The organism is Nocardioides sp. Z30_9 (genome assembly GCF_058215735.1).
This window is the reverse complement of record NZ_JBZAJF010000001.1, coordinates 1,686,686-1,701,616: the sequence shown is the minus strand read 5'-3', so window position 1 is coordinate 1,701,616 and position 14,931 is coordinate 1,686,686. Positions and strand designations below refer to the sequence as shown.

General features: G+C 70.9%; 14 protein-coding genes. 10 read left to right on the top strand and 4 right to left on the bottom strand.

The genetic code is table 11. The features are described from left to right. Together AC4BGB_RS08225 and AC4BGB_RS08220 are read left to right on the top strand one after the other, a co-directional pair. Nucleotides 1-1,677, top strand: coding sequence for an AMP-binding protein (locus AC4BGB_RS08225; RefSeq protein WP_490546293.1), 1,677 nt, complete (start codon nucleotides 1-3; stop codon nucleotides 1,675-1,677). Beyond that, entirely contained in the window at nucleotides 1,674-3,326 is a 1,653-nt protein-coding gene (locus tag AC4BGB_RS08220) for a DUF885 domain-containing protein (protein WP_490546292.1), read from the top strand. The genes AC4BGB_RS08225 and AC4BGB_RS08220 overlap by 4 nt, the downstream gene beginning before the upstream one ends. A 25-nt stretch (nucleotides 3,327-3,351) precedes the next feature. Here the strand turns inward: AC4BGB_RS08220 and AC4BGB_RS08215 are convergent, their stop codons facing one another. Beyond that, the gene (locus tag AC4BGB_RS08215) at nucleotides 3,352-4,512 is read right to left on the bottom strand and encodes a fatty acid desaturase family protein (RefSeq protein WP_490546291.1); all 1,161 of its coding nucleotides are present in this window, start codon (nucleotides 4,510-4,512) and stop codon (nucleotides 3,352-3,354) included. Nucleotides 4,513-4,591: 79 nt separating this feature from the next. Here AC4BGB_RS08215 and AC4BGB_RS08210 point away from each other — a divergent pair, with 79 nt between their 5' ends. Then, nucleotides 4,592-5,242 carry an HAD family hydrolase gene (locus AC4BGB_RS08210; RefSeq protein WP_490546290.1) on the top strand — a complete coding sequence of 217 codons (651 nt, stop codon included), beginning with the start codon at nucleotides 4,592-4,594 and terminating at the stop codon, nucleotides 5,240-5,242. Nucleotides 5,243-5,403: 161 nt separating this feature from the next. After that, nucleotides 5,404-5,799, top strand: a complete 396-nt coding sequence (locus AC4BGB_RS08205; protein ID WP_490546289.1) for a cold-shock protein — start codon at nucleotides 5,404-5,406, stop codon at nucleotides 5,797-5,799. 66 nt (nucleotides 5,800-5,865) lie between these two features. Here AC4BGB_RS08205 and AC4BGB_RS08200 read toward each other — a convergent pair whose 3' ends face one another. Then, nucleotides 5,866-7,287 (bottom strand): MFS transporter, encoded by a 1,422-nt coding sequence (locus AC4BGB_RS08200; RefSeq protein ID WP_490546288.1) that lies wholly within the window; start codon nucleotides 7,285-7,287, stop codon nucleotides 5,866-5,868. Nucleotides 7,288-7,356: 69 nt separating this feature from the next. Between AC4BGB_RS08200 and AC4BGB_RS08195 the strand changes: the two genes are divergently transcribed. After that, entirely contained in the window at nucleotides 7,357-8,100 is a 744-nt protein-coding gene (locus AC4BGB_RS08195) for a DUF3027 domain-containing protein (RefSeq protein WP_490546287.1), read from the top strand. Between the two features lie 18 nt (nucleotides 8,101-8,118). Here the strand turns inward: AC4BGB_RS08195 and AC4BGB_RS08190 are convergent, their stop codons facing one another. Continuing rightward, nucleotides 8,119-8,664, bottom strand: coding sequence for a dihydrofolate reductase family protein (locus tag AC4BGB_RS08190; RefSeq protein WP_490546286.1), 546 nt, complete (start codon nucleotides 8,662-8,664; stop codon nucleotides 8,119-8,121). A 100-nt stretch (nucleotides 8,665-8,764) separates the two neighbouring features. Next, on the bottom strand, nucleotides 8,765-9,079 hold the full coding sequence (locus tag AC4BGB_RS08185) for a DUF2530 domain-containing protein (protein ID WP_490546285.1): 315 nt from the start codon (nucleotides 9,077-9,079) through the stop codon (nucleotides 8,765-8,767). A gap of 68 nt (nucleotides 9,080-9,147) precedes the next feature. Here AC4BGB_RS08185 and AC4BGB_RS08180 point away from each other — a divergent pair, with 68 nt between their 5' ends. From AC4BGB_RS08180 to AC4BGB_RS08160, 5 genes are all read left to right on the top strand, one after another. After that, complete coding sequence (locus tag AC4BGB_RS08180) at nucleotides 9,148-10,575, top strand: NCS2 family permease (RefSeq protein ID WP_490546284.1); 1,428 nt, start codon at nucleotides 9,148-9,150, stop codon at nucleotides 10,573-10,575. Between the two features lie 220 nt (nucleotides 10,576-10,795). After that, complete coding sequence (locus tag AC4BGB_RS08175) at nucleotides 10,796-11,263, top strand: MarR family winged helix-turn-helix transcriptional regulator (protein WP_490546283.1); 468 nt, start codon at nucleotides 10,796-10,798, stop codon at nucleotides 11,261-11,263. Continuing rightward, the gene (locus AC4BGB_RS08170; RefSeq protein WP_490546282.1) at nucleotides 11,260-12,537 is read left to right on the top strand and encodes an MFS transporter; all 1,278 of its coding nucleotides are present in this window, start codon (nucleotides 11,260-11,262) and stop codon (nucleotides 12,535-12,537) included. Before AC4BGB_RS08175 ends, AC4BGB_RS08170 begins: the two co-directional genes overlap by 4 nt. Nucleotides 12,538-12,633: 96 nt before the next feature. Continuing rightward, the gene (locus AC4BGB_RS08165) at nucleotides 12,634-13,842 is read left to right on the top strand and encodes a class I SAM-dependent methyltransferase (protein WP_490546281.1); all 1,209 of its coding nucleotides are present in this window, start codon (nucleotides 12,634-12,636) and stop codon (nucleotides 13,840-13,842) included. A gap of 8 nt (nucleotides 13,843-13,850) precedes the next feature. Beyond that, on the top strand, nucleotides 13,851-14,915 hold the full coding sequence (locus AC4BGB_RS08160) for a hypothetical protein (protein WP_490546280.1): 1,065 nt from the start codon (nucleotides 13,851-13,853) through the stop codon (nucleotides 14,913-14,915). Nucleotides 14,916-14,931: the final 16 nt, after the last annotated feature.

The window sequence follows — 14,931 nt, the reverse complement described above, 5'->3', positions numbered from 1 at the left end:
ATGGAGTCCTACGCCGCCGGTGAGACCAGCCCGGCCCTGATCGAGGAGACCATCGGCGCCAACTTCGAAGGCACCGTGCGCGAGCACGGCGAGAACGAGGCGCTGGTCGAGTTCGCCACGGGGAGGCGATGGACCTACGCGGAGCTCGACCGGGACGTGAACGCCCTGGCCCGCGGGCTGATCGGCACGGGCATCGAGAAGGGCGACCGGGTCGGGATCTGGGCGCCGAACTGTGCGGAGTGGACGATCGCGCAGTTCGCCAGCGCCAAGGTCGGGGCGATCCTGGTCAACGTCAACCCCTCCTACCGCACCCACGAGCTCTCCTACGCCGTGAACCAGTCCGGCCTGCGGCTGCTGTTCAGCGCCGAGTCGTTCAAGAGCAGCGACTACCGGGCGATGGTCGAGGAGGTGTGGCCCCAGGTCTCGGCCGGCTCGGCCAACGGCGGCAGCCTCGAGCGGGTCGTCCACATCGGCACCGAGGACTGGGCCGCGCTCCTCGCCGAGGGCGAGGGGCTGCCCGAGGACGCCGTGGCGTCACGGATGGCGACCCTGGACCCGGGCGACGCGATCAACATCCAGTACACCTCCGGGACCACCGGCTACCCCAAGGGCGCGACCCTGAGCCACCGCAACATCCTCAACAACGGGTTCTTCACCACCGAGCTGATCAACTTCACCCACGAGGACCGGTTGTGCATCCCGGTGCCCTTCTACCACTGCTTCGGCATGGTGATGGGCAACCTCGGCTGCACCACCCACGGCGCGACGATGGTGATCCCCGCGCCCGGCTTCGACCCCGCGATCACGCTCGAGGCCACGGCCGCGGAGCGGTGCACCGGCCTGTACGGCGTGCCGACGATGTTCATCGCGATCCAGAACGACCCGAGCTTCGCCGACCACGACCTCTCCCACCTGCGCACCGGTGTGATGGCCGGCTCCATCTGCCCGGTGGAGGTGATGAAGCGCTGCATCGAGGACATGCACATGGAGGAGGTGGCGATCGCCTACGGCATGACCGAGACCTCGCCGGTCTCCTGCCAGACCCGTGCGGACGACGACCTGGACCGTCGTACGGCCACGATCGGGCGGGTGCACCCGCACGTGGAGGTCAAGATCGTCGACCCGGCCACCGGCGAGACGCTGGAACGCGGCGAGCCGGGGGAGTTCTGCACCAGGGGCTACTCGGTGATGCTCGGCTACTGGCCGCTGGACGACCCCGAGGGGCAGGAGAAGACGGCCGAGGCGATCGACGCCGACGGCTGGATGCACGCCGGTGACCTCGCCGAGATGCGCGAGGACGGCTACTGCAACATCGTCGGCCGGATCAAGGACATGGTGATCCGGGGCGGGGAGAACATTTACCCGCGCGAGATCGAGGAGTTCCTCTACACCCATCCCGACGTCGAGGACGTGCAGGTCATCGGCGTACCCGACGAGCGCTACGGCGAGGAGCTGGCCGCCTGGATCAAGCTGCGCGCCGGCGCCCAGCCCCTCGACGAGGCGAAGGTGCGGGAGTTCGCCTCCGGCCGGCTGGCGCACTACAAGATCCCGCGCTACGTGCTCCTGGTCGAGGAGTTCCCGATGACGGTGACCGGCAAGATCCGCAAAGTGCAGATGCGCGAGGAGACCTACGAGATCCTCGGCCTCGGGACCACCGACACGAAGGACGAGCGATGAGCGAGATCGAGACCCTGGCCGCGGCGTACTGGGAGCACTACCTCGACACGCACCCCACCGAGGGCCACATGCTCGGTGACTACCGTCGGGCGGACCGGTTCGAGGCCGTGACCCGGGAGGACGAGGACCGCGACGTCGCTGCCCTGCGCGGGTTCGTGGACCGGGCCCGGGCGATCGCGGACGACGACCTGGACCCACAGCAGCGGGTCACCCGCGACGTGCTGGTCTCCGACGCCACCACCCGCGCGGAGCTGATCGAGCACCGCCTGACCGAGTTCGCCGTCGACCCCGTCTTCGGCATCCAGGTGGACATGCCGATTGTGGTCGGCATGCTGGCGCTGCCTGACCCCGAGGTCGCCGACGCCCTCGTGGAGAAGTTCCGGGGGTTGGCCCGCTACTACCGCCAGCTCGCCGAGCGGCACCGCGAGGGCGTCGCCTCCGGCCGCGTCCCGGCGAGGTTCGCGACGGCGGACACGCTCACCCAGCTCGACGAGCTGCTGGCCAAGCCGGTCGCCGACGACCCGCTGCTGGTCACCAGCTCGCCGCCGCACGGGATGGACGCCGACGCGTGGAAGGCACGGCTGCGCGCGGTCGTGGAGTCCGAGGTCCGCCCCGGCATGCGGGCCTACCGCGACGTCCTGCGCGACGAGGTGCTGCCGGTCAGCCGCCCCGACGACCGCTGCGGCCTGAGCTGGGTCGAGGACGGCGAGGCCGCCTACGCCTCCAGCCTGCGGCTGTTCACCACCACGGACAAGTCCGCGCAGGAGATCCACGAGATCGGGCTCGAGCAGGTCGCGAAGCTCGCCGAGGAGTACCGGGCGCTCGGCCCCGAGGTCGTCGGCACCGACGACCTCGCCGGCATCTTCGAGGCGATGCGGACCGACCCGCGGCTGCACTTCGAGTCCGGCCAGCAGATCGTCGACGACTCCGAGGTGGCGATGGCCCGCGCCTGGGAGGCGATGCCGGAGTGGTTCGAGGTGCTGCCCGAGGCGCCGTGCGACGTGCAGTCCACGATGACCGGCCCGCTGGCGTTCTACTACCCACCGGCCAGCGACGGCAGCCGCGGGGGCACCTTCTTCGTCAACATCTCCGACCCCACCGCCTGGGGCACCTTCGAGCTGGAGTCGATGGCCTTCCACGAGGGCATCCCCGGCCACCACCTGCAGATCGCCATCGCCAGCGAGCTCGACGACGTCCCCGAGTTCCGCAAGCACCTGAACAACTCGGCGTACGCCGAGGGCTGGGGGCTCTACACCGAGCGCCTGGCCGACGAGATGGGGCTCTACAGCACGGCGGTGGACCGGATCGGGATGTGCGCCGCCGACTCGTTGCGTGCCTGCCGCCTCGTCGTTGACACCGGGCTGCACGCCCTGGGCTGGAGCCGCGAGCAGGCGGTCGAGTACATGCTCGCGAACTCGCCGCTGGCCGAGGGCGTGGTCCGGCCGGAGATCGACCGCTACGTCGTGCTGCCGGGTCAGGCCACGTCGTACATGGTGGGCCGCCTGGAGATCCAGCGGATGCGCGCCGACGCGCAGGCACGGCAGGGGGCTGCTTTCGAGGTCAAGCGGTTCCACTCCGCGGTCCTGGACTCCGGGTCCCTCCCGCTGGGGGTGCTCGACGCCGTCGTCCGCTCTCGCCTGCCCGGCTGAGCCACGGGCTGGGGCGGAGGGTCGCTCAGGCAGGGACCTCGCTGCGGAACAGCCGGGCGAGCTGTCGGGGGGCGGTGCGCACGTTCGTCTCGGCCAGCCAGTCGTTGGGCAGCGAGAGCCGGACCACCTTGTGCCACGCGCTGCCGACCTGCCGCACGAGCGGGGCGGCGTGGTAGCGCAGCCCGTGGCGCTCGAAGACGGCCCGGACGCGCGGGGCGATCTCGGCGTAGCGCCGGCTCGGCAGGTCGGGGAACAGGTGGTGCTCGATCTGGTGGGAGAGGTTGCCGCTGAGCAGGTGCATCATCGGGCTGCCGGTGATGTTGGCCGAGCCCAGCATCTGGCGCAGGTACCACTCGCCCTTGGTCTCGGTGACCGGCAGCGACTCCTGCTCGAAGGTCTCCACGCCCTCGGGGAAGTGGCCGCACATGATCACCGAGTGCGACCAGACGTTGCGGACCACGTTCGCGGTGATGTTCGCGGCCAGCGTCCGGCGCCAGGCGCGCCCGGAGAGGGCGGGGAACAGCACGTAGTCCTTCGCGGCCTGGCGGGCGACCTTCCCGGCGGTCTGCCGGATGCTCGCGCGCAGCTCGGGGGTGACCCCGCGCTTCTGGCGGAGGTGGTCGCCGATCTCCATGTCGTACATCGCGATGCCGTACTCGAAGATGCAGGCGTTGAGGAAGTTCCACAGCGGCTGCACGAGGTAGCGCGGCTTCCAGGGCTGGTCCTCGTCGACGCGCATGATGCCGTAGCCGAGGTCGTTGTCCTTGCCCAGGATGTTGGTGAACGTGTGGTGCTGGACGTTGTGCGCCCGCTTCCACTGCGCGGCGGGTGAGGCGTGGTCCCACTCCCAGGTGCTCGAGTGGATCTTCGGGTCACGCATCCAGTCCCACTGGCCGTGCATGACGTTGTGGCCGATCTCCATGTTGTCCAGGATCTTGGCGAGCGCCAGGCAGGCGGTGCCGAGCACCCAGGCCGGCCGGTAGCGGCTCGCGAGCAGCAGTGCCCGGCCGGTCATCTCCAGCTTGCGCTGCGTGTCGATCACCCGGCGGATGTACGCCGCGTCGACCTCGCCGCGGCTCTCCAGCACCGATTCGCGGATGTCCTCGAGCTCGCGTCCGAGCGCCTCGACGTCCTCGGCCGTCAGGTGGCTCACCTGGTTCTGGGGCTTGTTCTCGAGCGCCGTCACGAGAAGAGGTTAACCAAGCGGCGCCGGGACCCCCAGAGTGCCGCCGGAATCGCGGACGGAACCCCGTAGCCTTGGCGCCATGCGTGCCCGGCTGGTCGTGGGGTTCGACCTCGACATGACGCTGATCGACACCGTGGTGGGCTTCGCCGCGACCCTGGAGGCCCTCGGGGCCGAGCTGGGGGTGGAGTTCCCCACCACCGACATGACCACCAGGCTCGGCCCGCCTCTGGAGATGCTGCTGCAGCCGCACCTGGACCCTGACCGGATCGAGGCGGCCGCCGACCGGTTCCGGGAGATCTACCCCGACCTCGCCGTCGAGCCGACGCCCGCGTTCCCCGAGGTGGCCGATGCGCTGGCCGCCGTACGCCGTCACGACGGGCGCATCGTCCTGGTCACCGGCAAGCACACGCCCAACGCCCAGCTGCACGTCGACCACCTCGGCCTCGACGTCGACGTCGTCGAGGGCCGGGTCTGGGGAGCCGGGAAGGGGGAGGTGCTGCGGCGGCACGGGGCCCAGGTCTACGTCGGCGACCACGTGCACGACGTGGAGGGCGCCCTGGCGGCGGACGCCGTGAGCGTCTCGGTGCTCACCGGTGGCTGCACCCGCGACGAGCTCGTGGAGGCGGGCACCGACGTGGTGCTCACCGACCTCGCGGAGTTCCCGGCCTGGCTGGACGCCTTCGTCCTCGAGCGCCTCGTCGAGGGCCCCCGCGAGCGGCAGGGCGGCTAGCGTCCCCGCTGCCGGGCCGGACGCCTGCCCGGTGGGCTGGTCAAGACGCGCCCAGCGTCCGAAACTGGTTCGTGGGCCCTGGGGGCAGCACGTACGCTGTGCACTCCCCGGGCCGGCAGACATCGGCCCAGTCATGACGAGCAAGACAGAAAGGCAGTGCCGTGCCCACCGGAAAGGTCAAGTGGTACGACGCGGAGAAGGGCTTCGGCTTCCTCTCCCGCGAGGACGGAGACGACGTCTACGTCCGCTCCTCCTCCCTGCCCGACGGGCTCACCACGCTCAAGGCCGGGACCCGGGTCGAGTTCGGCATCCTCTCGGGCCGCAAGGGCGAGCAGGCCCACCAGGTCAAGGTGCTCGACGCCCCGCCGTCGGTCGCCGCGAACCGGCGTGAGGCGCAGCGCAAGAACCCCGAGGAGATGGTCGGGATCGTCGAGGACCTGATCCGCCTCCTCGAGGGTGTCGAGGAGGCCTACCGTCACGGCCGCCGCCCCGACGCCAAGACCGCCCGGCCCACCGCCAAGCTGCTCCGTGGCCTGGCCGACGAGCTGGAGCTCTAGGCCCGAGCTCTGGGCAGCGAGCTCTGGGCAGCGAGCTCTGGGCGCCGCTCGCGGTGAGCGGCACCCTCAGCCGGGCTGCGGCCCGGAGCCTGCGGTCGCAGGCTCCTCCGAGGCCCGTCCGGGCCGCTTGAGCAGCACGAACACCGTCCAGCCGACCATCAGGGTGGCCAGGACGCCCAGGCCCAGCTCGGGGACCACCTTGCCGCCCACCTGGAGCGGCAGCGCGATCCCGATGAAGCCGCCGACCACCCAGGACAGCTGGAGCAGGGTCTCGGAGCGCGCGAACGCGGAGGTGCGGTTGCGCTCGGGCACCTCGCGCTGGATCGTCGCGTCCAGCACCAGCTTCCCCATCGCCTGGGCGATGCCTGCAGTCAGGCCGAGGATCACGGCGGGCACCAGCCCGTAGAACAGCGCCACGACCACCGCGGCGGTCGCGTCCGCCAGCAGCGCCACGACCACCGTGACCGAGGGTCTGAGCCGGGTGAGGATGGACCCGAGCCCGATCCCGACGGTGTTGCCCAACCCCGCGGCGCCGATCACCAGCGCCATCAACAGCGTGGTGCGGTTCTCCCAGCCCGGCAGCGGGTGCTGGCGCAGCAGGAAGGCCATGTACATCGTCAGGAAGCCCGAGAGCATCCGCAGTCCGGCGTTGCACCGCAGGGCGAAGACGAGGTCGGCGGGAACGCGGAACTTCTTCTTGTCACCGCCGCTCAGGCTGACCCCGAGCTCGCCGCCGTGGGCGTCGGCCTTCGCGGGCAGCAGGATCGAGAGGATCGTCGCGGCGGCGAAGACCACGAACGCGAACCGCAGCGACCACTGCGCGCCGAAGGTCGCGGCTCCCGCCGCGAACGGCGCCGCGATCCCGGCGCCCACCACCCCGGCCAGCGAGATCCGGCTGTTGGCCTTGACCAGGGTCAGCGTCGGTGGCTGGAGGCGGGGGACCGTCGCGGCGCGGGCCACGCCGTACGCCTTGGAGGAGACGAGCACACCGAGGGCGGTGGGGAACATCGCCAGGGACTGGGTGGCGACGGCGTCGGCCATCAGCCAGCACAGGAACGCGCGCAGGGCCATCGTGCTGCCGATCGCCCAGCGCCGGCCGTGGCTGAACCGGTCCAGGAACGGGCCGAGCAGGGGAGCGACGATGGCGAACGGCAGCATCGTCAGGCCGAGGAACAGGGCCACCTGCCCACGGGCCTCGCCGGGCTGGGCGAAGAACAGGGTGCCCGCCAGCGAGATCGCCACCGCGGCGTCGCCGGCGGCGTTGAACGCGTGCAGCTCGATCAGCCGGTAGAGGCCGGAGTCGCCGGCGCCCTCGGCGTGCGAGGCGCGCCGCGCCTGACGGAAGGTGTACGTCGCGGCGGAGCCGGTCGCCGTACCCGCCCGCTTCAGGCCGCGGCCGGTCGCGCCGGCGACCCGGCGCCCGCGCGGCGGAGCGGACGCGGGCGGGGCCGGTTCCTCGGTCTCGGGCGCAGCCCCCTCGTCATGCATGTCCACATCTTGTCAACTCCGAGGGCACAACGGACACAGCCCTTGCCCATGAGTGACAATGGGGTCGTGATGACCCAAGTTGACCCGTCCGCCCTCGAGGCAGTCGACACCGCCCGAGCCGCCCTCGTGGAGCAGGTGGGTGCCGACGTCGTGGGGGAGCACCTCGGTGCCACCCCGGAGGAGCAGGGCGTCGTCACGCACAGCTTCGCGTGCACCGAGGCCGGCTACCCGGGCTGGGCCTGGGCGGTCACCGTCGCCCACGCTCCGGGGTCGGACCGCGTGACCATCGACGAGATCGTGATGCTCCCCGGTGACGACGCCATCCTCGCGCCCGCCTGGGTGCCGTGGCGCGAGCGGATCCAGTCCGGCGACCTGTCGCCGGGGGACCTGCTGCCCACCGACGAGGACGACCCCCGCCTGGTCCCCGCCTACTTCGCCGGCGACGTCGACCAGTGGGATCGCGCCGTCATCGAGGAGCTCGGCCTGGGCCGCTCCCGGGTGCTCTCCACGGAGGGCCGTGACCTGGCGGCGCAGCGGTGGTACGACGGCGAGCGCGGCCCGAACACGCCGATCGCGCAGTCGGCCCCCGGCCGCTGCGAGGGCTGCGGCTTCCTGGTCCGGCTCGCCGGCCCACTGTCGGAGACCTTCGGCGTGTGCGCCAACGAGTTCGCCAACGACGACGGCCAGGTGGTCTCCCTGGACCACGGCTGCGGCGCGCACTCCGAGGCGCAGCTGCGCAAGAAGCAGCTGCCGCCCCCGCTGCCGGACCACGTGTTCGACTCGCTGAGCGTGGACGACTTCGAGCAGTTCTGAGCCGCCGCTGGGTCCCGGTCAGTCCTTGCGGGGGCCGCGGACGTCGTACGTCGCCACGACGAAGTCGCCGTTGCGGCCCACCTCGACCAGCTCCAGGTCGTGCCGGCGCGGGAACAGCGGACGCCCCGCGCCCAGCGTGACCGGTGCGATCGCGACCATCACCTGGTCGAGCAGCCCCGCGTCGGCGTACTGACCGGCGAGGTCGCCGCCGCCGACGACCCAGAGGTCACGCTCGCCCGCCGATGCGGTGATCGCCGCATGCTGCTCGGCCACCTCGCCCGAGACGAACGTGATGTCGTCACCCAGCGGCTCGAGCTCCTGGTGGGTGAAGACCCAGCAGGGGATGTCGTAGGCCCACGACTCGTCGTGGGCGCGCATGTGGTCGCCGATCCAGCGGTAGGTCGTCGTACCCATCACGAGGGCGCTCACGGTGGCGATGAACGGCTCGTAGCCGCCCGGTCCGGCCTGGTCGATGTCCTGCTCGAAGAGCCACGCCAGGGAGTCGTGCTCGTCGGCGAGGAAGCCGTCGAGGGTGGTGGCGGTGTAGTAGACGGTGCGGGTCATCATTCGCCTCCTGCGCGACGCCGGTGCCACGCGATGGGGTCGCCCTCGTCGACAACCTGGCCGGGCCCGGCAGCTCGCTCCCGGTCGCCGCGCCGGCCGGCTACCGGTCGGTGAGCTGCTGGTCTGTGAGCTGCTGCTCCGTGGGCTGCTGTCGGGCATTGCGCCGGCGGCGTACGTGGTCCCAGCCGACGAGGCCGAGCCCGAAGCCGGCCAGGCAGGTCCACAGCCACCAGAGCTTGTCCGCCTCCTCGAGGCGGCTGTAGAACGGCAGCAGCAGGACGAAGGCGACGGCCCAGATGGCGGTGCCGACCTGCATCGTGCGGACCCCGTCGAGGTCGAGCGGATCGACCGGCGCGACGACGTAGGTGTGGTTGCCGATCTCGTGGACCATGGGCTGGTCGTCGGCGGATTGCATGCCCCCAATCTAGCCCCGCTGGGGACTCCGTTCGTGGCCGGAGCCGACATCGTGGTTGGATTCCGCGCGTGGACAAGTTCTTCAAGATCACCGAACGTGGATCGACCGTCGCCCAGGAGATCCGCGGTGGTGTGGTCACCTTCTTCACGATGGCCTACATCATCGTGCTCAACCCGCTGATCCTCGGCTTCATCGAGGACACCGACGGCAACCTCCTCGGAGGAGCCGCCCCGGGCAACCTCGCGGCGATCGCCGCGGGTACGGCGCTCGTGGCCGGCCTGCTGAGCATCCTGATGGGTGTGTTCGCGAACTATCCGCTGGCGTTGGCCGCCGGACTGGGGCTGAACGCGTTCGTGGCGGTCTCGATCGCCACCCAGATGACCTGGGCGGACGCGATGGGCCTGGTGGTGATGGAGGGGATCGTGATCCTGGTCCTCGTGCTCACCGGCTTCCGGGAAGCGGTCTTCCACGCTGTCCCCGCGCAGCTCAAGGTCGCGATCTCGGTCGGCATCGGACTGTTCATCGCCCTGATCGGCTTCGTCGACGCGGGCTTCGTCCGCCGGATCCCCGACGCCGCGATGAGCACCGTGCCGGTCCAGCTCGGTAACGGTGGCAGCCTCCAGGGCTGGCCCGTGGCCGTGTTCGTGATCGGCCTGGTGCTGATGATCGCCCTGTGGGTGCTGCGGGTCAGGGGCGCGATCCTGATCTCGATCCTCGCCACCACGGTGATCGCGATCGTGGTCGAGACCCTCGGGAAGTTCGGCCCCGCGGGCGCCGACAACCCCACCGGCTGGGGCCTGACCGTGCCGGCGCTGCCGGACAGCATCTTCGAGGCACCCGACTTCGGCACCCTCGGCGAGTTCAACCTGCTCGGCTCCTTCGAGTCGATCGGCGTCGTCGCGGTCGTGCTGCTGGTGTTCACGCTGATGCTGGCCGACTTCTTCGACACGATGGGCACGATGACGGCCATCGGCGCCGAGGCAGGGCTGCTCGACGAGGAAGGCGCACCCCCGAACACCCGGCGCATCCTGGTCGTGGACTCCCTCGCCGCCGTCGCCGGTGGCGCGGGCGGCGTGTCCTCGAACACCTCCTACGTGGAGTCCGCGGCAGGCGTGGGCGAGGGCGCCCGCACCGGTCTCGCCGCCGTCGTGACGGGCGTGCTCTTCCTGTTCTCGATCTTCCTGGCCCCCCTGGTCAAGGTGATCCCGAGCGAGGCCGCCGTACCCGCGCTGGTCCTGGTCGGCTTCTTGATGATGCAGCAGGTCCGGGGCATCGACTGGGACGACATCGAGATCGCGATCCCGGCGTTCCTCACCATCGTGCTGATGCCGTTCACCTACTCGATCACCGCCGGTATCGGCGCCGGCTTCCTGTCCTACGTCCTGATCAAGGTCGTCCGCGGCAAGATCGGCCAGATCCACCCCCTGATGTGGGGCATCAGCGTGATGTTCGTCGCCTACTTCGCGATCGACCCGCTCACCAACCTCCTCACCTGAGCACGCTGACCGGGCACTCCTGTCCTGGCCCAGCTGTCCCGGCCCAGCCTCGTAGACGCGCGGACACAAGTCGGGTCGACCGCGTCGGCTGAGCGTGCGTGCTCCCGCGAAACGAGAACTTGTGTCCGCGCGTCTGCGCCACAGCCGCCGCTCGGCGGGCGGCGGGAAAGTTTGTGCGCTGAGGGAATGGTTAGCGGGGGTAATGACTTATGCTAACGATATGTCTTCAGTCACGCAGTCGCCGCAGCCCCGGCCGCAGACGTCGCGGTCCGAGGGTGGGCTGGCCAGTGAGCTCCGGTTCTCGGTGGCGCGGCTGTCCCGACGGTTGCGCAACGAGCGGGACCCGGACGACCCGCTGACCAGCACCGCGTCGAGCGCGCTCGGTATCCTGTTCCGTGAGGGCGAGTGCACCGTCGGTGCGCTCGCTGCGCACGAGAACGTGCGGCCGCCGTCGATGACCCGGACGGTGAACTGGCTGGTCGAGCAGGGGTACGTCGTCCGCCGGCCGCACGACAGCGACGGCAGGCAGGTGCTCGTCGACCTGACCGATCAGGGGCGGGAGGCCGTGCTTGCCGGCCGCCGGCGGCGCGACGCCTGGCTGAGCCAGCGACTGCGCGAGCTCACTCCGCACGAGCGCGCCCTCCTGCGTGAGGCCGCGCCACTGATCCAGAGGTTGGCCACTACTTGAGTCCTACGTTCCGCTCCCTGCACAACCACAACTACCGCCTGTACGCCACGGGTGGTGTCGTGTCGAACACCGGCACCTGGATGCAGCGCGTCGCCCAGGACTGGCTGGTCGTCGTGCTGGCCACCAACGACGGTGTCGCGCTGGGCATCACCACGGGGCTGCAGTTCCTGCCCGCGCTGCTGCTCTCGCCGTACGCCGGGCTGGTCGCCGACCGGTTCCCCAAGCACCGGCTGCTCCAGGTGACCCAGGTCGTGATGGGGCTCACCGCGCTGCTGCTCGGCACGCTCGCGGTGACCGGCACCGTCGAGGTCTGGCACGTCTACGTGCTGGCGTTCGTCTTCGGGGTCGGCTCGGCCTTCGACGCCCCGGCCCGGCAGAGCTTCGTCAGCGAGATGGTGGGCCCCGACGACCTGAGCAACGCCGTCGGCCTGAACTCCGCGTCCTTCAACGCCGCCCGGGTGGCCGGGCCGGCCATCGCCGGGCTGCTGATCGGCGCGCTGGGCGGGGGAGCGGAGGCCACCGGCTGGGTGTTCCTGCTCAACGGCCTCAGCTACGCGGCGGTGGTGTTCGCGCTGCGTCGGATGGTGGTCGCCGACCTCAACACCAGTCCGCCCGAGCCACGGCACAAGGGGATGATCCGCGACGCCGTGCGCTACCTGCGCGGTCGCCCGGACCTGATGCTGGTGCTCACCATCGTGTTCTTCGCCGGCACCTTCGGCCTGAACTTCCAGATGACCTCCGCGCTGATGGCCACCCAGGTCTTCGACAAGGGCGCCACCGAGTACGGCCTGCTCGGCTCCGCGATGGCCGTCGGATCGCTCACCGGAGCCCTGTTGGCCGCTCGCCGGGTCCGGATCCGGCTGCGGCTGGTCGCCGGCGCCGCGCTGGTCTTCGGGGTGGTCGAGATCCTCGCCGGCCTGGTGCCGACGTACCTCACGTTCGCCCTGATCGTCCCGCTCCTCGGGTTCAGCGCGCTGACGATGATCACGGCCGCGAACACCACGATGCAGCTGGCCACCGCACCCCACCTGCGGGGCCGCGTGATGGCGCTCTACCTGATGGTGTTCATGGGGGGTACGCCGATCGGCTCGCCGTTCATCGGCTGGATCGGTGAGCAGTTCGGCGCCCGGTGGACGCTGATCGGCGGGGGCGGGCTGACCATCCTCGGGGTGCTGCTCGCGATGGCGATCTTCACCCGCCGCCGGGGCTTCGTCGAGCCCCAGGTGACGGTCGGTCGGGCGCCGCTTGCCGAGCCCATAGACTCGCCGGCATGAACCCCCGCTACCGCCGCATGGTGATTCCGGTCGCGCTGGGTGGGCTGATCCTCATCGTGGTGATCGCAGCCCTGAGCAAGTAGAGCGAGGGCTGTGATGGCCGAGGAACTCTCGCTGGCACTCACCCGGCTGCGCGACCTCGTGGCCGACGAGGAGCACCTCGTCCGCGCTCTGGCCTCGGGCCGGCGCCGCGGGGAGCCGGAGCCCCGGTGGCGCCGCGTGGAGCTGCGCTACGTCGACCTGAAGGCCGGCAGGCGCCTCCAGGTCACGGCGTACGACGACACCCAGGCCCACGTCACGAACCACGAGGACGTCGCAGCCGCCCTCGAGGAGCTGTTCGCCCAGCCCTTCGCCAACTGGCACGTCGAGACCACCACGCAGACCCACCAGCTCCGGGTGACCAAGAAGGGGCGGCCGCTGACGCACTCCACGGACCGGGAGCAGCCGGTGGTCCCCGAGCGCGGCCACGACCACGCCAAGCAGCGTCTCCTGCCCGGTGACCACCCGGTGCTGCGCGCGCTCGGCATCTCCGACGCCCAGGGGCGGGTGAAGCCGTCGCGCCAGGCGAAGTACCGCCAGGTCGAGGAGTTCCTGCGCTCGCTCTCGGCGGCCATCGACGAGGCCACCCGGGCGGGGAGGCTGCGCACCCCGACGCCGGAGAACCCGCTGCGGGTCGTCGACCTCGGCTGCGGCAACGCCTACCTGACCTTCGCCGCTCACGCCTGGCTGCGCGAGCAGCTGCCGGTGCACCTCATCGGGGTCGACGTCAAGGAGCAGTCGCGTCGGCACAACACCGAGGTCGCCGAGCAGCTCGGCGTGGCCGATGAGCTCACCTTCCTCACCGCGGGCATCCGGGACGTGGTCCTGGAGGAGCATCCCGACGTCGTGCTGGCCCTGCACGCGTGCGACACGGCCACCGACGACGCCCTGTTCCGGGCCATCGGCTGGCAGGCGGAACTGGTGCTAGCAGCACCGTGCTGTCATCACGATATTTCTCGACAATTACGGGAAAATCCGACACCGGTGGGCTACACCAGTTTGACCCGAGACGGCATTCTTCGCGAACGTCTGGCCGATACCTTGACCGACGCCCTGCGGGCAGGGATTCTCCGACAGGTCGGCTACCGAGTCGACGTCGTCGAGTTCGTCGACAGCGTGCACACTCCGCGCAACACCCTGTTGCGAGCCGTGCGTACGGGGACTGCTCCGTCAAGGCAGGCCCAGGACGAGTACGACGTGCTGGTGTCCTCGTGGCACCTCACACCGCAGCTGGCGGAGCTGCTGAACGAGGGGGATCCGCATTGAGGTGGCGCATGCTCATCGCTGCGCTGCTGACCGGGGGGATGGTGTCGGTCCCTGCGTCGGCAGCCCACGGCAACGACGGTCCTGCCTTCGCGTTCAGCGACACCCGGATCGACGAGTCCAGCGGGCTCGTCGACCTGGGCTCTGCCATGGTCACCACCAACGACTCCGGTGGCCGACCGGTGCTCTACCTCCTCGACGCGGCGACCGGCGCCACGGTCGCCACGACGAGGTACCGCGCCGACCTGGTCGACGTGGAGGCCCTCGCCCCAGCCGGGGGCTGGTCGGTCTGGGTCGGTGACATCGGGGACAACCGCGCCCGGCGCAAGTGGGTCAGCGTCCACCGAGTCCAGCTGCTGCCCGGACGGACCACCCGGGTCGCCGCGACCTACCGCTTCGCCTACCCCGGTGGCTCCAGGGACGCGGAGTCCCTGTTCGCGGACCGCTCCGGTCGCCTGCACGTGATCACCAAGGCGTTCTCCGGCGGCGCCGTCTTCCGGGCCCCGGCCCGGCTGAGCCGCACGAAGGTGAACCGGCTCGAGCCGGTGGGCCGGGTGGCCGAGCTCGCCACGGACGCCGCGATGCTGCCCGACGGGCGCCACGTGATCGTGCGTGGCCCCGGACAGGCCAGCGTCTACACCTTCCCGGGCTTCGCACCCGTCGGGACCTTCGCGCTCCCACCCCAGCCCCAGGGCGAGGGGATCTCCGTGGGGCCCACCGGGCGGATCCGGCTGAGCAGCGAGGGCGTGCGCGCGGTGGTGCACGAGGTGTCCCTCCCCGCGGCCGTGGTGCAGCGGATGCGACAGCCGGCTGCCGCACCCGCGGCGACCTCGGCAGCGACCCCGGTGGCCACCCCTTCGGGTACGCCCTCGGCGAGCCCGTCGGCCTCCGCGACCCCGACCGCCCCGACCCCCTCGTCCACGGCCAGTCCCGTGCCGACACCCGAGCCGCCGCCGGGCGAGCAGGACCGGGCCGGGTTCGAGATGCCCGACCCCTGGCTGATGTGGGCGATCCTGGGCGTCGTCGGCGTGGGCGCCTCGGGAATCGGCCTGGGCCTGCGCCACCGGTCGGACTGACCCTGCCCCGGTGCGG